Source organism: Embleya sp. NPDC025285 (genome assembly GCF_055558835.1).
This window is the reverse complement of record NZ_JBVHLU010000162.1, coordinates 1-15,853: the sequence shown is the minus strand read 5'-3', so window position 1 is coordinate 15,853 and position 15,853 is coordinate 1. Positions and strand designations below refer to the sequence as shown.

19 protein-coding genes are annotated in these 15,853 nt (G+C 70.4%); 10 read left to right on the top strand and 9 right to left on the bottom strand.

Features of this window, described 5'->3' with window-relative positions:
* Nucleotides 1-355: 355 nt before the first annotated feature.
* The 3 genes from ACZ4FV_RS49075 to ACZ4FV_RS49065 all read right to left on the bottom strand — a co-directional run bounded on the left by ACZ4FV_RS49075 (nucleotide 356) and on the right by ACZ4FV_RS49065 (nucleotide 2,580).
* Complete coding sequence (locus ACZ4FV_RS49075; RefSeq protein WP_465327777.1) at nucleotides 356-1,222, bottom strand: hypothetical protein; 867 nt, start codon at nucleotides 1,220-1,222, stop codon at nucleotides 356-358.
* A gap of 219 nt (nucleotides 1,223-1,441) precedes the next feature.
* Nucleotides 1,442-2,284, bottom strand: a complete 843-nt coding sequence (locus tag ACZ4FV_RS49070; protein ID WP_465327775.1) for a hypothetical protein — start codon at nucleotides 2,282-2,284, stop codon at nucleotides 1,442-1,444.
* 59 nt (nucleotides 2,285-2,343) lie between these two features.
* Nucleotides 2,344-2,580 (bottom strand): hypothetical protein, encoded by a 237-nt coding sequence (locus ACZ4FV_RS49065; RefSeq protein ID WP_465327774.1) that lies wholly within the window; start codon nucleotides 2,578-2,580, stop codon nucleotides 2,344-2,346.
* 521 nt (nucleotides 2,581-3,101) lie between these two features.
* Between ACZ4FV_RS49065 and ACZ4FV_RS49060 the strand changes: the two genes are divergently transcribed.
* From ACZ4FV_RS49060 to ACZ4FV_RS49015, 10 genes are all read left to right on the top strand, one after another.
* A complete protein-coding gene (locus tag ACZ4FV_RS49060) occupies nucleotides 3,102-3,800 on the top strand; it encodes an SAF domain-containing protein (protein WP_465327772.1) in 699 nt (232 codons plus the stop codon).
* Nucleotides 3,797-4,639 (top strand): hypothetical protein, encoded by an 843-nt coding sequence (locus ACZ4FV_RS49055; RefSeq protein ID WP_465327770.1) that lies wholly within the window; start codon nucleotides 3,797-3,799, stop codon nucleotides 4,637-4,639. The genes ACZ4FV_RS49060 and ACZ4FV_RS49055 overlap by 4 nt, the downstream gene beginning before the upstream one ends.
* 97 nt (nucleotides 4,640-4,736) lie before the next feature.
* A complete protein-coding gene (locus ACZ4FV_RS49050; RefSeq protein WP_465327768.1) occupies nucleotides 4,737-6,149 on the top strand; it encodes a CpaF family protein in 1,413 nt (470 codons plus the stop codon).
* Nucleotide 6,150: 1 nt separating this feature from the next.
* A complete protein-coding gene (locus tag ACZ4FV_RS49045) occupies nucleotides 6,151-7,071 on the top strand; it encodes a type II secretion system F family protein (protein ID WP_465327766.1) in 921 nt (306 codons plus the stop codon).
* Complete coding sequence (locus tag ACZ4FV_RS49040; protein ID WP_465327764.1) at nucleotides 7,068-7,958, top strand: hypothetical protein; 891 nt, start codon at nucleotides 7,068-7,070, stop codon at nucleotides 7,956-7,958. Before ACZ4FV_RS49045 ends, ACZ4FV_RS49040 begins: the two co-directional genes overlap by 4 nt.
* Nucleotides 7,959-7,996: 38 nt before the next feature.
* Nucleotides 7,997-8,242 carry a hypothetical protein gene (locus ACZ4FV_RS49035; RefSeq protein ID WP_465327762.1) on the top strand — a complete coding sequence of 82 codons (246 nt, stop codon included), beginning with the start codon at nucleotides 7,997-7,999 and terminating at the stop codon, nucleotides 8,240-8,242.
* 2 nt (nucleotides 8,243-8,244) lie between these two features.
* Nucleotides 8,245-8,670 carry a TadE/TadG family type IV pilus assembly protein gene (locus ACZ4FV_RS49030; RefSeq protein WP_465327760.1) on the top strand — a complete coding sequence of 142 codons (426 nt, stop codon included), beginning with the start codon at nucleotides 8,245-8,247 and terminating at the stop codon, nucleotides 8,668-8,670.
* A gap of 29 nt (nucleotides 8,671-8,699) precedes the next feature.
* Complete coding sequence (locus ACZ4FV_RS49025; RefSeq protein ID WP_465327758.1) at nucleotides 8,700-9,182, top strand: TadE/TadG family type IV pilus assembly protein; 483 nt, start codon at nucleotides 8,700-8,702, stop codon at nucleotides 9,180-9,182.
* Between the two features lie 56 nt (nucleotides 9,183-9,238).
* Nucleotides 9,239-9,625 (top strand): pilus assembly protein TadG-related protein, encoded by a 387-nt coding sequence (locus tag ACZ4FV_RS49020; protein ID WP_465327756.1) that lies wholly within the window; start codon nucleotides 9,239-9,241, stop codon nucleotides 9,623-9,625.
* On the top strand, nucleotides 9,622-12,885 hold the full coding sequence (locus ACZ4FV_RS49015) for a LysM peptidoglycan-binding domain-containing protein (protein ID WP_465327754.1): 3,264 nt from the start codon (nucleotides 9,622-9,624) through the stop codon (nucleotides 12,883-12,885). The genes ACZ4FV_RS49020 and ACZ4FV_RS49015 overlap by 4 nt, the downstream gene beginning before the upstream one ends.
* Here the strand turns inward: ACZ4FV_RS49015 and ACZ4FV_RS49010 are convergent.
* The 6 genes from ACZ4FV_RS49010 to ACZ4FV_RS48985 all read right to left on the bottom strand — a co-directional run bounded on the left by ACZ4FV_RS49010 (nucleotide 12,875) and on the right by ACZ4FV_RS48985 (nucleotide 15,603).
* Nucleotides 12,875-13,060 carry a hypothetical protein gene (locus tag ACZ4FV_RS49010; RefSeq protein WP_465327752.1) on the bottom strand — a complete coding sequence of 62 codons (186 nt, stop codon included), beginning with the start codon at nucleotides 13,058-13,060 and terminating at the stop codon, nucleotides 12,875-12,877. The genes ACZ4FV_RS49015 and ACZ4FV_RS49010 overlap by 11 nt on opposite strands.
* On the bottom strand, nucleotides 13,057-13,998 hold the full coding sequence (locus tag ACZ4FV_RS49005; RefSeq protein ID WP_465327750.1) for an endonuclease/exonuclease/phosphatase family protein: 942 nt from the start codon (nucleotides 13,996-13,998) through the stop codon (nucleotides 13,057-13,059). The genes ACZ4FV_RS49010 and ACZ4FV_RS49005 overlap by 4 nt, the downstream gene beginning before the upstream one ends.
* Entirely contained in the window at nucleotides 13,995-14,213 is a 219-nt protein-coding gene (locus tag ACZ4FV_RS49000) for a hypothetical protein (RefSeq protein ID WP_465327748.1), read from the bottom strand. Before ACZ4FV_RS49000 ends, ACZ4FV_RS49005 begins: the two co-directional genes overlap by 4 nt.
* Complete coding sequence (locus ACZ4FV_RS48995; RefSeq protein ID WP_465327746.1) at nucleotides 14,210-14,680, bottom strand: hypothetical protein; 471 nt, start codon at nucleotides 14,678-14,680, stop codon at nucleotides 14,210-14,212. Before ACZ4FV_RS48995 ends, ACZ4FV_RS49000 begins: the two co-directional genes overlap by 4 nt.
* A gap of 54 nt (nucleotides 14,681-14,734) precedes the next feature.
* On the bottom strand, nucleotides 14,735-14,974 hold the full coding sequence (locus tag ACZ4FV_RS48990; RefSeq protein WP_465327744.1) for a hypothetical protein: 240 nt from the start codon (nucleotides 14,972-14,974) through the stop codon (nucleotides 14,735-14,737).
* 218 nt (nucleotides 14,975-15,192) lie between these two features.
* Complete coding sequence (locus tag ACZ4FV_RS48985; protein WP_465327742.1) at nucleotides 15,193-15,603, bottom strand: hypothetical protein; 411 nt, start codon at nucleotides 15,601-15,603, stop codon at nucleotides 15,193-15,195.
* Nucleotides 15,604-15,853 lie beyond the last annotated feature (250 nt).

Genomic DNA, 15,853 nt, shown 5'->3' with positions numbered 1-15,853 from the left:
GGGTGGGGGGTTTCAGATGTTCTCTTTCCCCCCCCCCCCCCCCCCCTCCCTCCCTCCCCCCCCCCCCCCCCCCCGGCGCGTTGCCCTCTCCGCCTGTGGCGATGGGCCCTTGTTCTGCCTACTCGATCGCGCTCCCTTGGTTCCGCCGCCCGCTACTGGGCGTGGTCGGACGAACACCATGGCGCAGCGGTTTGTTCAAGTCCACCCACACATGGCCACTTTTGGCAGCCTGTTCCAACCGATCGGAAGGATCACGGGTGTAGGCCCCGTGCGCCGGGTTTCTGTGACCCGAATCGGCTCGCGTCCGGGGCCGATTGCGCGACGGGATGTGGGAGTCGGTGTCCTGGACTGTCGTTCAGCGGGGTGCGGGACTGACGGCCCCGCGCAGGCGGCGCAGGGCCCGACTGTGGCGTTTGCGCAGGGCGCTGTACGACACCCCGCGGTCGGCGGCGAGTTCCGTTCCTCTGGCGCCGGTCTCCCGGTAGTCCTGGGCCAACATGCGTGCCTCGTCGATGCCCAGAACGTCGTCGTCCACGGCGCGGACAAGGACCTCCACGAGTTCCTGTCGAGGCGTGGGCGCCTCGTGGGCACCGGACCCGTGCCAGTCGGACAGTGCCTCGTCGTCCGGGTCGATCACGCCGAGGCGGACCGCCCGGACCAGCGTCCGGCCCGCGTCCAGCCGAGCGTCCACCACGGTCAGGTCCTCGTCGGCGGGACGCGAGGCGGCGGCCGGGACGCGCAGACGTCCCCGGTCGCCACCGCGGACGACGCATTTCAGGGTGTCGAGGCTGATGTTCGCGGCCACCGCACCGGTACGTCGATCACAGGGGTACGTGCGGATCACCTCGTAGAGATGGCCGAGGACGTCGCCGACCGCATCGTCGAGCTGCTGCCCCGGCGCCCGCCGGTTCACGGCCAGTCGTACCGCGCAGGGCAGCATCTGCTGAACCAGCGCCCGAGCGGCCAGCGCGGATCCCCGGTTCGCGAGGCGCAGAAGCGCGATCAGAAGGTCGTTCTGCAGGACCGCCGGCGCCGTGCTGATGTCCGCTTCCAGCGCCGCGAACGAGGCGTGCCCGCCGAGCACAGGGAATTCGCGTGCCCACTCGCTCAATTCCTCGTGCGCCCGGGGGTTCTCGTCGAGCTGGTCCCACTCGGCGTTGAGGCGCCCGATCACCCCCGAGCGCAGCCGCTTTCCTGCGTGTTCCGTCGTCGTTCGCACCATCGTTGGTCTCCTCTGCTGCGGATGACCAGAACGATGGTGGCGGCCGTTCGCCCACATCTTCGCCCTCGTGGAGGGCGGCTGGACGGCTGGCAGCGGCGTGAACGGGACGCGATGCAGGGGCAGATCCCGGGCAAACTTGCCCAGGACGGAGGGTCGCCGATCTGCCGTGGCGGAGACCCGAGGGTGACGGTGCCACGCCCGACCGCCCCGCCCGGTGAATCAGTTGTTCAGGGCCTGGAGTTCGCCGACCCGGATGTCGCCGACGGTGGCGCTGCGGGTGATGTCGCCGAAGGCGCCGCTGCGGCCCGTGGTCGACGTCCAGGTCGCGGTCCAGTGGGTGGTGGCGGTGACCGTGTAGGCGCCGCCGGGCATGCGCTCGGATACGCGTTGATAGGCGTAGCCGCAGTCCGGGCTCGCACTCGCTCCGGCGGCTGCGGAGTAGGGCGTGCCGGGGGTGGTGCACTCGCGGCTGCCGCCGTCACCCATGTCCCAGACGATCCGATCGACCCGTGCGGTCAAGGTCACGGAAAGGCCCCGGTCCGATTCGGTCTGGGAATTCGGACCCCATGTCTCGGGGGTGGGCGAGGTCCACAGCCACATGGGCAGCGAGACGAGCGTCGTGCGTCCGGGCCCGGGCGTCAGGTGCATGACCGGAGGCAGCAATCTGACCTTGGACATTGCGCGCCTGGCCAACTCTTCTGCTGTTAGTCCCTGGGCCAGCGAAATGGGCAGGAAGCGTTGGACGTTGGATCCATCTCCCAGGCAGAACACGGCGTAGACAGCGCCCTCCTCGGGTGTTCGCTGGACGGTGCCATCCCACCATCTCTGGTCCTCGGGCGGAGGTTGCGGATTCACCGGGGTGCGGTAGCACCCGAGGGACGAGTCGAACTGGCCGTTGCCTTCGAGTTCGCACGGGATCTGAACGCCGTTGAACGTGCAGCCGGGAGTGGAGCCCCCGCTCCCACCCGTCTGCGGCGGGTCGCGCTTTGCGTCTCCGTCGTCAATGCAGATGAATTCCTTGGCGCAATCCTCGCTGTCGGCCTGCGCAGCGGGTGAGGGCATGGCAAGGGCGATCAAGGCGGCTGCTGCGACTGTCGCGGTTGCGCGACCGATCAACCGTGTCAGCATGTGCGACCGCGTTCGGGGACGACGTCGGTGACCAGCCATCGACCGTTCTCTTGGATAAGCGAGGTCGTCTGGAAGTAGCGGGGCGCTTGTCCCTCGACAGCCTTCTTCTGCACTCCGGTCTTGGCATCGATGACCCTGGCCGCCGAGACGTCAATGCAATCCACGACTGTGGCCGTTGGTGGGTTGCCGCTCAGGTCGAGAGCGGAAATTTCCGGAGCGCGAGTGATCACGCCGTCGAGTCGAATCCCCCTGTTGCTGGTACTTGAGCCCTGAAGCCGCCCACAGGCCGCGGGCCCTGCCCGTCAGCGTGTTGGTGACGTCCTCCTCGTCGATGCGCCCTTTCTTCTGGACGCTCTCGAAAAGCTCTTCGGCGCGGCGATAGACGACCAACACATCTGCCCGGACCTGTGTCTCGGGTGAGGGGCTGGCCACTGTTGCCGAAGCGGTCGGGGGCGACGGTGAGGGCGTCTGAGCCTTGTTCTCTTTGCCACTCTTTGAGCACCCGGCCAAGCTCCCGAACGTAACGAGAGCGACCAGAACGCCACTGGCAGCGCGCTCACTGAAAGTACCTTTTTGGCGAAAAGTAGAGAAAGGACGTCTCGTAATCATTTTCACCCTTACCCGTCAATGGTGCAGAGCCTATGGAGCCCTCGGCAATGCGCTTCTGTGACCAGAACTGTACGATGCGTGCCGACTAAGCCGCGCAGGTGTTAGAAATTGCTGCTTCGGTGATTGGTGAGGGGTTCGCGGGTTGAAGTTAGGGACGAAGAACGGCGCGCGCGCACGGGCTGATGATGCTGCCGAATCCGCTGGGACGACGGCCGCTCTGACGCCGCCGAAAGGTCTCAGGACGCGACGCCGGCGGCCGGCGTTGATCGTTACATCGGTGCTGCTTGTGGTCGTCTGCGCGACCGGTGGGGCCGCCGCGTTCGCTCGCAGCGATGACACCGAGTCGGTTCTTGCGCTCGCCAAGCCGGTTCTCGGTGGCGACACGATCGACGCGGACGACCTGCGGGAGGTGCGGTGGACACCGACGAAGGGGCTCAGTGCGGTGTCGGCCAAGGACCGCTCCAAGGTCGTGGGCAAGCGGGCGGCCGGTGATCTGCGGCTGGGCACCTTGATCACCCTGGAGCAGGTCACGGACGGTCCCGTCCTGCAGTCGGGGCAGGTGACCGTCGGTGTGGCTCTGGCCCCGGAGCAGATGCCGGTACGCGCGCTCACCCCCGGGCAGCACATTGCCCTGGTCTCGACTCCGCCGAAAGGCGGGGACGTTACCGCAGTGACGCCGCCTCAGATCGAGGCGACGGTGGTCGTGGTTGGACGCCGTGACGAGCGGTCCGGCAAGACCGTGATCGAGGTTGCCGTTTCCGCGGCGGATGGTGGACTGCTGGCTGCTCGTGCCTACACGGAACGTCTCGGCGTCGTGGCTCGTCAGGGGGTCGGGCGATGACGATGGTGGCCGTGGTCGGCGGCGCCGGCGCCCCGGGCGCGACCACGACGGCCCTTGGCCTGACCCTTGCCTGGCCTGTGCCCACCGGGCGGCGGGTGGTGATGGTCGAGGCCGATCCCGCAGGCGGGGCTGTTCTGGCGGGCGCGCTGGGCGGTCGGGTCACGGCCGAGTGGGGCTTGCACCAGCTTGGACTGGCCCATCGGCAGGGCCAGTTGCTGGACTTTTTCTTTCGCCAACTGATCGACCTGTCCGACGGTGACCAGGAGCGGCTGGTCCTGCCGGGCCTGGCCTCGCCGGAGCAGGCGCCGTCCCTGACCCACGCCTGGGAGCCGTTGGCCTCGCTGCTGGCGGCGCTCGACCATGGGCAGATCCCCCACGACGTCGTTGTCGACCTCGGACGGGACGGCGCGTTGGGCGGTTCGGGAGTGCTGGCGAGACGCGCCGACGTGGTCCTGGTGGTGGTGCGTTCCACGCTGAGATCCATCAGCGCGGCCCAGACCAGGATCACCGCACTGCGGCGGGTCCTGGACGAGCAGGGCGTCGGCTCGGACGCGCTCGGGGTGGCTGTGATCACCGAGGGCCCCTACCCGGCAAGCGAGGTGTCCGCAGCGCTCGGCGCGCCGGTGTTGGCCGTGTTGCCGCACGACACCAGGAGCGCGCAGGTCCTCTCCGACGGCCAGGGCGACGCGGACAAGAAGTTCATGCGCTCCCCGTGGATGTCCGCCATGAGGGCGTCGGCGGAGGAGGTGCTCGTGCGGGCACGGACGCGCCGGGTGCGGCTGGCTGCACCGAGACGCCCCCCGACCGAGACGCTCCAGGGGGCAGCCCATGCTGGGTAACGCCAGACCGATCAACTCCAGGCCCATTCCCGACGTGCCAGCGCCCGAGGCGCGACCGCGAACGCCGTTACCGACGGCATCCGGTATATCCGCGTGGATGGCTGCTGCCGGCACGGCGTCCGCCCCGACGGGCCTCGGTGACGCACCGCAGGCCATCGTCGATCTGACGGTGGTGCGGGCACTGCGCAAATTGGCCGCGGACCGCCTGTTGGACCGCGAGCGCGAGCAGCCGGGGTTGAGCGAGGCGGACCGGGAGCAGCGGGGTCGCGCGGTGGTCGCCCAGATCGTTGCCGAGTGGGCCGACGTGACCGCCCGCGAGCGTGGCGTGGCCACCACCACGGCCGAGGACACGGCATACGCGGAAGCGCTCTTCAATTGGCTGTTCAGGGCCGGCCCGTTGGAGCCCTACCTGGCCGATACGGACGTCGAGAACATCATGATCAACGGCCACGAGCACGTCTGGATCGACTACGCCTCCAAACCGCGCCGGAGGGTTCCCGCCCTGACGGACACCGACGAGGAGTTGCGGGAGCTGCTGCGCGAGCTGGCCCGGCGGCACGGCGGCGGGGAGCGCACGCTGTCGACGTCGTCGCCGACGCTGGCGCTTCGTCTGCCGGACGGGTCGCGCCTGCAGGCGGTCGCGGAAGTTACGCCGCGCACCTACGTCACCATCCGCCGGCACCGCGTGCGCAGCGTGCGCCTGCAGGACCTGGTCGAGATGGGCACCCTGGACCCCGTCCTGGCCGGATTCCTGGCCGCACTCGTGCGCGCGAAGAAGAACGTCATCATCTGCGGCACGCAGGGGGTCGGGAAGACCTCCCTCCTGCGGGCCATGTCACACGAGATACCGGAGGACGAGCGGGTCGCGACCTTCGAGTCCGAACTGGAGCTGTTTCTCCACGAGTTGGGACATTTGCAACAGTGTGTGCCTTTCGAGGCCCGGGAGGGCAACGGCGAGAGAGGCGCGGACGGCCGGTCCGCAGGTGAGATCACCATCGGTGACCTGATCCCGTCCGCATTGCGGATGTCGCTGTCCCGCATGATCGTCGGCGAGGTTCGGTCCAGCGAGATCGTGCCCATGCTGCGGGTGATGACCAACGGCGAGGGCGGCTCGATGTGCACCCTCCACGTGCGCGAGCCCCAGATGGTCTGGGACCGCATCGCCGAACTGTGCCTCGAATACGGCGCGCACATGACGGACCGGCTCGCCTACCGCCTGGCCGCCAACGCGATCAATTACGTCGTTTTCGTCCGGCTGATCGACGAGACTCACCGCGGGGGCAAACGCCACCGGTTCGTGACGCACGTGCTGCAGATGGCCGGGCTCGGCGAGCACGGCCTGCCGACCGCCAACGTCGTGTTTGGCCCGACCCCGCGGGATCCGCGCGCGCAGTTCCGTACCGTGCCGACCGACCTCGACGACCTCGAACTGGCTGGTCTGGATCCGCGTTCCCTCACCGAGGGCGCGCAGTGGGGGCCGCTGCCCTTGCGTCACCGGGCGGTGGGCTGACGTGGCGGGCGATGTACTGGTCGTCGGCGTGTGCTCCGGTGGGGTGGCGCTGGGACTGATCGGCGTTGCCGTGGGCGTGCACGGACGGGTGCCGGTGGAACGTCCCGGCCGCGTCCGCAGGTTCCGCCCGCCGGTGAGCCACGCCGCCCGCCGTGCGCTGCGTATCCGTCGCACCGTCGCGGTCGTCGTCGGGATTGCGGCGTGGTTCCTGACGGGATGGGTCTTGGCGCTGCCGCTGGTCGTGCTCGCCGTGCTGGGCTGGCCCTGGCTGATGGCTCCCACCCGCAGCGACCTCACCGGCATCGACCGCCTGGACGCGCTCGCGGACTGGACCCGACGGCTCGCCGACCTGGTCGAGCTGGGAGCGGGACTCGAGACGGCGATCATCACCAGCCGCGCGACGTGCCCGGCCGCGATCGAGCCCGAGGTCGCCGACCTCGTGGCGCGCCTGCAGGCCCGCTGGCAACCCGACGATGCCCTGCGCGCGTTCGCCGACGCCTTCGCGGACGCGACCGCGGACAAGATCGCCGCCGCGCTCATCCTGCGCGCGAAGGACCGCGGCCCGGGACTGGCCCTGGCGCTCAAAGACTTCTCATCGACGGTGCGCGAGGAAGTCCGCCAGCGTCGCGGGATCGAGGCGGACCGCGCGTCCAGCCGGGCCGCCGTGCGGTGGATCACCTACATCATCTTGGTCATGGGCCTGCTCATGGGCCTGAACACGGACTATTCCTCGGCCTATTCGACAGCGCTGGGCCAAGTCGCCCTGGCCCTCCTGGCGGCCGGATTCATCGGCGTTTTGATCTGGATGCGGTCGATCACCTCCTACAAGGCCAGCCCTCGCTTCCTGGTCCCCGACCCACGCAGCGCGGTAGTCGACACGTCGCCGACCGGCACGGTGCCGACGAAGGGGGTGTCCACATGATCAGCACATGGTTCCTGATGCCGGGCGCGGGTGTCGGGGTGGGACTGGCGCTGCTGGCGCGCGAGGTGTGGCCGGCTCCTCCCGACCTGCACGCCGCTCTGCGGCGTCTCGAACCGCGCGCCCGAGCGACGACTGTGCCCGCGGCTCCTCCCGCACGGGCGACGCCCGTCGATCGGCTCGTGGGCGTGGTCCGCGAGATCCGGGCCGTGCGGATCCCCGAGCGCGACCTGGCGCTGATCGGACAGACCCCGGCCGAGCATGTGCGGCGCAAACTCCTGGCGGGTGCAGGCGGGTTCGTACTGCCGATCATCCTCAGCGCGGCATGCGCGCTGCTCGGGATCACGCTGCCGTTCACCGTGCCCCTGCTGCTCAGCGTCCTTCTGGCGGTGGGGCTGTGGTTGATTCCGAACCAAGAGGTCCGCACGCGCGCCGCAGCCGCCAGGGTCGAGTTTCGCCACGCGACGACCGCCTATCTGGACTTGGTCGCGTTGGAGCGCGCGGGTGACGCGGGCCCGTCGGAGGCCCTTGAGCGGGCGGCGCTGGTCGGCAACGGCTGGGCGTTCGGGCGCATCCAGGACGCGCTGGAGCGAGCCCGGGCACGCGGCGTCGCACCGTGGATCGGATTGAAGGACCTCTCCACGGACCTGGCACTGCCCGAATTGGCGGACGTCGCCGACATCGTCGAGTTGGCCGGCACCGAAGGGGCGGCCGTCTACGGCACGCTGCGGGCTCGGGCGGCGAGTCTGCGTACTGAGCTCCTCGCGGTGCAAAAGGACGCGGCAAACACCGACAGCGAGCGCCTGGTGGTGCCCGGCACCTTTCTGGTCCTGCTGATGGTGCTGTTCATCAGCCTCCCGGCGATGGCTCGGATCGTCACGACGTCCTGACCCCACGACCCCACCCGGAACAACGAAGAGGAGAAGACGTGTCGAAGAACAAGGCGCTGAGGGCCCTGGCCGGGACCGCGTCCGCCGCCCTGCCCCTCGCGCTGGCCGGCGCCGCACGCCGCCGGTACCGCCGCGTCAAAGAGCGCGGCGAGGGGGATGCCGGCTCGGTCAGCCTCGAATACGCGATCCTGGCCGCCGTGATCCTGGCCGTCGTCGTGCTCCTGGGCGCGGCTGTGGTCAAGCTGTTGGGCGTCAAGATCGCCGCGATCGAGAGCATCACCTGAGCGTGTCCCGCATCCGCCGGCGACACACTGACCACGCCGACAACGACCGCGACTGCGGCTCGGTTTCGTTGGAACTGGCGATCCTGATCCCCACGGTCTTGGTCCTCACCCTCACCGTCGTCCAAGGCGCCCTGTGGTGGTATGCCCGCGAAGCGGCCCTGGCCGCCGCCCGCGAGGGAGTGGAGCAGGGCCGTCTCTACCAGGGCGAAGGCCCCTCGGGCGCCTCCGACCGCGCTGGCGAGGCGGCCCGAACCCTCGGGGGGGACCTCCTGAGCGACGTCCGCGTCGACACCGCGGGCAGCACGGCGGAACGCGTCCGGGTCGAGGTCTCCGGGTTCAGCCTGTCGATCCTGCCCGGGGTACGCGGTATCCGCATCACGCAGCACGCCGAAGCCCCCCGCGAACGCGTGACCCGACCGGGCGACTGACTGATGTCCAGACAGACGAGAGGACGGGGATGAGGCGACTCGTCGTGCCACGCGGGGACCAGGGCTCCGTGGCACTGGAGACGGCGATCCTCATTCCCGTGCTCGCGCTCGTGGTCGCGGTCATGATCGCCGGCGGGCGCATCACGATGGCGGGCGGCGCCGTCGACGCCGCAGCCAAGGCCGCGGCACGCGAGGCATCCCTCGCCCGCGACCCCTACGACGCCACCTCGCGGGCGGACTCGGCCGCCCGACGCACCCTCGAACAGCACGGCCTGTCATGTGCCTCGGTGTCCGTGAACCTCGACACCCGCGAGTTCGCCCCACCCACCGGACCGGCCCGAGTCCGGGCCACGGTGCGCTGCACCGTTGCGCTCGCCGACGCCGCCGTGCCCGGCATGCCGGGCTCGAAAACGATGCAGGCGACCGTGGTCAGCCCGGTGGACAAATACCGCGACCGAAGCCTGGGCCCGGCGCCCTCGGCAGGCACCCCGACCCACCGTGGGCAAGCATGAAGAACCGTAGGCGCATCGGGCGACCGATGAAAGCGGTCCAAGGAGACGACGGCGCGGTGAGCGTGTTCGTCGCCGGCATCGCCGTGGCCCTGATCCTGCTGATCGGCCTGGTCGTCGACGGCGGCGGCCGACTGCGCGCGGCCCAACGCGCGGACACCCTCGCGGCGGAGGCTGCCCGCAGCGCCGCACAGGAGATCGATGCGGGGCGGGTCGTCGCCGACGGCACCGTTGTGGTGTCGCCCGACGCAGCCACGGCCGCCGTCGCCTCCTACCTCTCGGCGGCCGGGGCGTCGGGCACCGCGACCGTGTCCCCCGACGGCCGCACCATCTCCGTCACCGTGACCATGGCGTACCGGCCGGTCTTCTCCGGAACCGTCGGCCTCCACCCGACCGTCACCGGCACGGCCCGTGCCACCCTCGTCCGCCCAGGAGTGCAGTCATGAGAGCGATCCGAGTCCTGGCGCGCGGCGTTCGCGCGCTCCTGTGCGCCCTCGCCCTGCTCGGCCTCACGGTGGGAACGCCCTTCGTGCTGCTCGCGATCGGGACGGCGCTGGGCGAGTACATCCCCGGGTGGGACGAGGTGTCCCTCGACCTGCTCCTGCGTCCCGACGACGGCGGCGGTGTGGCGTACGCCGTGCTGCTCGCCGCCGGGTGGGTCTGCTGGGGCATGGTCGTCGCGTCCGTGACGCTCGAAGTTCCCGCCGCCGTGCGCGGGCGCCCCAGGCGCCGCCGCGTGCGCGGCCTGGGCTGGAGCCAGAACGTGGTTGCGGTCCTCCTCAGCGGCATCGCGCTGACCGCCTCGGTCGGGGCAGCGGGCGCCGTCAACGCCTCCGCGGCGCCCGAGAGCATCTCGGCGCCGATCCGGGCCGGGGACGGGCAACAGCCGACGCCGGCCGTTCAACGCGCAGCGGCCTTCACGGGGCCCACGCACACGATCTCCCCCGGGGAGACACTGTGGTCGATCGCCGAGGACCACCTGGGCGACGGCACCCGGTGGGCGGAGATCGCCGAACTCAACGCCGAACGCCGGATGCCCGACGGTCAGCAGTTCGACGCGAACCGAGCCATCCGCGTCGGATGGCAGCTTCGCCTTCCCGCGGACTCGCGCGCCCCCGCAGCACCCGTCCAAAACGTCGACACCACGTCCCACGGCTCCGGCGCCTCGGTGGTCTCGGCGACGCGCGACATGCCCGGTGCCCACACCGTGACCGTCGTGGCAGGGGACACCCTTTCGGAGATCGCCGAGCGTGAACTGGGCGACGCCGACCGCTATCCCGACATCGTCGAGGCCAGCCGGCACCTGGTCCAGCCCGACGGTCTGCGACTCACCGACCCGGACGAGATCCGTCCCGGCTGGACGCTCGCGCTCCCGACCGGCACCCCGGCCACCGACGAGCCGCCCGCCGAGGTGGCACCTCCCGGCCCGCCGCCCGCGCCCGACACGGGGACGGACACTCCGGCCGAACCCTCGACGCCGGACCGCGACCCGGCGCCCCTGCTCGTCGACGCCACCGCGGTACCGGAACCGACGACCACGACGCCACCCGCACCGCCCGCCCCCACGGCCACGCCCCACGCACACGGCGAAAGCGACCGGGGAACCTCCGTGATGCTGCCCGCCACGCTCGGCCTGGGCGCTGTCACCGGCGCCGGCCTGGTCGCCGCCATCGCCGTACGCCGACGCCACCAACACCGCGTCCGCAAGGCACAGCAACGTATCGCCTTGCCCAAGCTCCCGACCGCCGCGTACGAACAGCGACTCCGCAGCGGGGAGAAACCCGACGACGCGGCCTTCCTCGACCGCGCCCTGCGCACCCTCGCCACGCGACTCGCGGACGCCGGCCGACCGATGCCCGACTTCACCGCCGTGCTCCTCACCGGCACGGGCATCGAACTGCACCTGAGCACCCCCGAGCCCGCCATCGCACCGTTCGCGACCAGCGACGACGCCGGACGCCGATGGACGTGCCCGCGCACCGCGACCCTGCTCTCCGCCGCCGAAGCCGGGGACTTGCCCGCCCCTTGCCCAGCCCTTGCCCCCATCGCGGACAGCCCCACGGGCGAGGTCCTCCTGGACCTCGAATCCTGCGCGGTGACCACCCTTGCCCAGGGCACGACCCAGGACCACCGCGAAGTCATGCGCGCCCTCGCCGTCGCCCTGCTCACCGCCGCGTGGGGCGAGGACCGGTCAATCACCGTCGTCGGACTCACCGACATCGAGGGCTTCGAACCGCAACAGCATCCTCAGCTCACCGAGTCGACCCTCCCGGACGCCCTGCAGGCTCTGACGACCTGGCAGCGGGCCTGCGCCCCGATCCTCGCCCACGAAGCGCTCGACTCCGCCCGGGCAGGACGCACCCTCTACGCGGCACCCGACACGTGGCCGCCCTCGATCGTTCTCTCCGTCGAGCCACTCGACGCCGAAGCCGTCGCCACCCTCGCGAGGTTGGAGGCCGAGCGGCCCCGAGCCGCGTGGGCCGTCGTCGCTCCCGTCGCCGACGGGGTCGAGCTGCCGGCGCACTGGCACTCCCTCTCCACCACGGGGGGCACGAGCGAACTGCAGGGCGTGGCCGGCCAGGTCACGATCCACCGCATGGCCGACGCGACCCACGCCGCGCTGCTCGACGTCGTCACGACCACCACGGCCGCATCGATCACCGAGGGGGATTCGGCAGACACAGGCGGCGCAGCCGAAGACGCCCCCGCCCCCGCGAACATCCCGCAGGACGACGGACCGGTCCCCGGCCACGCGGCGACCGCAGCCCCGCGCCCCGATTCGACACACACCACCGGCCACGCTCCACCCGCCGCCATCGGTTCCGACGCCGAGCCGACGGCCGGGCTCTCCTCCGAACGCAACGAGCCACAACACTCGAACGACGCCTTCGGGCACGGCTCCACGCCCGAGTCCGGACAGGAGTCCAAGGCCGCCGAGCCCGGGCCGACCCGGTCCGGTTCACACGATCCCGACGTTGTCGACCCGGGACCAAAGGTCCTCGTCCTGGGCCCGGTCGGAATCACCGGCGTCGGGAATCCCGCAGAGACCAGCAAGCGCGCCCGCCTCACCGAATTCGCGGCACTCCTCGTGCTCAAACCCGGCATGTCCCATGCCGACGTGGACGCCGCCATGTGGCCGGACAGCACGACCCCGGCCAACCGACACACCGCCACGAGCAAACTCCGACGCTGGCTCGGGACGAACCCCGACGGTGCTCCCTACCTGCCGATGATCGGCGACACGGGGTACCGCCTCGGACCCGGCGTCACGTGCGACTGGAACGAATTCCAGCGCCTGGCTCGACGCGGCCTGCGCCTGGGCGCCCAGGGCACGTCCGAGCTGACCCAGGCTCTGGCCTTGGTGCGCGGCGCCCCGTTCGGTGGAACGAGCCCGCGACGCTACATATGGGCCGAGTACCTGCGCCAGGAAATGATCTCGTCCATCGTCGACGTGGCGGCCCGGTTGGGCGAACTGCACCTCACTGCCGGAGACGTGCGCGCGGCAAAGCTCGCGCTCGGGAAGGGCCTGGAGGTCTGCCCCGAATCGGAGCTGCTGTACCGGCTGATGTTCCGGGCCGTGCACGTCTCGGGCGGCCACGACGAACTCGACGCCTACGTGGCCCGTCTCAACAACCTCTTGGACGAGATGGGCTGCGAAATGGAGGACGACACGATCCAGTTGCTTGGCACACTCCTCAGGGGATGATGCACCGCCGATGAGGAACGGCCATCACCGCCGGCAGTCCGGCCGAACCGGACGCGATGGGCTGCGACATGGAGGAGGTCACGGTGCCGCCCAGAAGCCAGGCGTAGATCCGCGCGTCCGAGGCGATGGACACGTCGATGCCGTGGACCGGCTTCTTCGGCCGGGCGAGCGTCACGGCGTACCGCCCTGCGTCCGGTTCGGGTTGTGGTCCGGCATCGCTCGGTGAGCGGGGCTCGCGCCGCGCAGGATGTCCATCAGGATGGCGCGGTCGAAGCGGGCGCGGACGGCGTGGTGGTCCGAGAGGCCGCTCATGTCGATCACGTCGAGGTCCACCAGGGCGGGCAGGAGCGTCGTGGACATCCAGAATCCGTCGACTGCGGTGGCCGGACCTTGTGAAGGTTTGCGCACGACCGTCGGTGCCAGTGCCGACGCGCGGCCGAAGGCGCGGGCGACGTGGCGGGCGGCGTCCTCGACTCCGGCTGCGTGCATCACCTGGTCGGGATACGTGTCGAGGATCCGCACTCCTCCGGGGCCGGGGCGGGAACGGTGCGTTCGATGCGGCAGGTCGGTGATGGAGTCGACGGGAGGCAGCGGCGGCTCGCCTCGGCCGGGGACGCGATAGCTGTTTCGGTCGCCTCCCAGGATGGTGGGCAACTTGACGGTCTTCCTGCCCTTGGTGGCGCCGTTCTTGTCCAGGAAGCGGGTCAGTTGCTCGGCCTCGATCGCTCGGGCCGTGACCGAGGAGTAGACGAGGTGGTGGGAGACGGCCACGATCGGCAGCGCGTCCACTCCGGCCTCGCGCAGGCGCAGCTTCCGTGCCGTGGGCGCCAGTTGCCATCCTTGCTCGTCCCAGCCTTTGTCCGAGGCGAACACCTTCGGGTCCACGTACAGGGCGGTGGCACTGCCGGCGCCTACCCACCCGCGCATGCCGAGTACGGCTTCGGCGCGCTTGGCCAGGGCGCCGTCGTTGTCGAGGGCGTCCCACACTTCCTGGCGGAGTATCACGTGCGCACGCAGGGACGCCAGGAACTCGTGCCCCGCCTGCCATTTCGCCGGGTTGCCTCCGCCGTTGTTCTCGAAATTGCTGGTGACGAAATCGTAGGTCGCAGTCACTGCGGGCCCTTCTTGGTGGTGGGGCGGTGTGCAGGCGGCGGGGCGTCGACAGGTGCGTGCAGGGCCCGGCTGCCGGTGTGGAGGAGTCGCGTCGTGACGTCTTCGGCCCGGTCGTGGTCGATGTGCACGCCGTGGTGTGCGGCGAGGGCGTACACCGCGGCGAGCATGGTGTGTGTCGGGTCGCCGAGCGCGCGATCGATGGTCGAAGGGCTCACGGTGTCCTCGCGTCGGCTCGGCGGTACGGGCCGGAGGGCAGTTGCAGGTACGGGACGCGGGAGTTGATCGCTTCGTCGACGCAGATCAGGGTCGCGTTGGGGGGATCGGTGGGCCGTCGCCATTCCCATCGGGGGGCACCGTCGGGAGAGGTCGGTGAGGTGAAGTCGGTCAGGTGGCCTTCGAAGATCAGGAGGTGGTGGGTCTCGGACCAGGCCAGGAGGCGGAGGTCGTCGGGCTGGACGCCGCGTTTCAGGGGGAGTTGGTAGGCGTGGGCGACGTCGTTGGCCACGACGAGGGGCGATGTGGTGTCCGGCACGGGCAGAGCCGGAACGGCCAGGGTGAGTGCGGACGAGGGCGTTCGGGCGTGCAGCCACGCGCCGGAGCCGTTGCGGATCATCAACGCTGCCTCGAAGCAGACTTGGTGCGGGGGCAGGTTCGGCGAGGGCGTTCGTGGGCGGAGGGTCATGGTGGGTCCGATCGATACGGGGAGGCAGGAGCCGCCTGGGAGAGGCGGTGTTCCTCACCCGAATCGGCTGCCGAGTCCGGGCGCCGATTCGGGGAGTTCGAGGATCAGGGCGTGCATGTCGGTGCGCAGGGTGCATTCGCGCGCGGTTCCGGTGGTGTTCGCCAGGTGAGTGCCGTCGGCGGTGGTGATCGTGACGGTGACCGCGCACGCGCCCCGGCCCCGACGCGGAGGGCCCGGTGGTGGTGCCTGTCGAGTCGGGTCGAGGGGGTCGTCCTTCCACCTGTCGATCGCCACGCATTCCTCGCCGCCGTGGGGCTCCTGAAGTCCTGAGTGCCATTGCGGGAATCCGGCGAGCATGGTCACCAGTCCGTTTCGCAGGTTGCCCTCGGGAATGAAAGAGCCTTTCTCGCGCGGTACCCCGACGGGTGCTGTGAGGGTGATCCGCGCGCGGACGTAGACGTGCCCGAGCGGGCACCGCGGCTCGGGCGGTGGCCTGCGGAGGTGCGTCACGGCTACAGCGCCCGTGTGCGGACGAGTTTGAGGGTGACGAGAGTGGCGAGCACCGTGTCGGTGATCTCGGCTGGGGTTCGGTCGTCGATGTCGACGACCACGCCATGGCCGGGCTCGATGCGCGTGCTCAGGTCGCGGTGCAGGTCGGCGGCCTGGCGGAGGGCGCCGGCGGTGTCCAGGGCCGTGCGTTCGTGCGGGAGCAGGTGGGGGCGTGCGAGGAGCGTGTCGCGGAGCCGCTCGGGTGTTCCGAGGAGGTGGACGCTGATGGAGGGCAGGTTGACGTCGTCTTCGTAGAGGGCGAGTTGGGCGTGCGTATCGCACAGGCCCGGTCGCAGGATCGTGTCCTCGGCGGCGAGGGTGGGCGCCCAGTCGTAGGCGACCATGGGGGAGACGACGCGGTGTTTGGTGATCACGTCACCCGTTTGGATGAGGGCGGCTCGCGTCAGGTGCGTGTGGGCCTCGCGTCCCAGTCGCGTCTCGATCAGCCGCCGGAACTGTGGGGCGCGGCCGGGGACGGCGAGTCCTCCCCAGGCCAGGGCGAGTTCCTGGGCGACGTCGCGGGTGGGTGTGAGGTGCCCCGTGTTTTCCGGACACGTTGACTTCTGTTGTTTACGCCGCCAGCCCGAGTTGCTTGTGCTCGTTCAGGACTTCCAGCGGCGTGCG

Bases quoted from the DNA above. Each gene is read 5' to 3' on its own strand.
- ACZ4FV_RS49075 (WP_465327777.1), bottom strand. From the start codon at position 1,222: ATGGTGCGAACGACGACGGAACACGCAGGAAAGCGGCTGCGCTCGGGG.
- ACZ4FV_RS49070 (WP_465327775.1), bottom strand. From the start codon at position 2,284: ATGCCCTCACCCGCTGCGCAGGCCGACAGCGAGGATTGCGCCAAGGAA.
- ACZ4FV_RS49055 (WP_465327770.1), top strand. From the start codon at position 3,797: ATGACGATGGTGGCCGTGGTCGGCGGCGCCGGCGCCCCGGGCGCGACC.
- ACZ4FV_RS49050 (WP_465327768.1), top strand. From the start codon at position 4,737: ATGGCTGCTGCCGGCACGGCGTCCGCCCCGACGGGCCTCGGTGACGCA.
- ACZ4FV_RS49040 (WP_465327764.1), top strand. From the start codon at position 7,068: ATGATCAGCACATGGTTCCTGATGCCGGGCGCGGGTGTCGGGGTGGGA.
- ACZ4FV_RS49025 (WP_465327758.1), top strand. From the start codon at position 8,700: ATGAGGCGACTCGTCGTGCCACGCGGGGACCAGGGCTCCGTGGCACTG.
- ACZ4FV_RS49015 (WP_465327754.1), top strand. From the start codon at position 9,622: ATGAGAGCGATCCGAGTCCTGGCGCGCGGCGTTCGCGCGCTCCTGTGC.
- ACZ4FV_RS48995 (WP_465327746.1), bottom strand. From the start codon at position 14,680: ATGACCCTCCGCCCACGAACGCCCTCGCCGAACCTGCCCCCGCACCAA.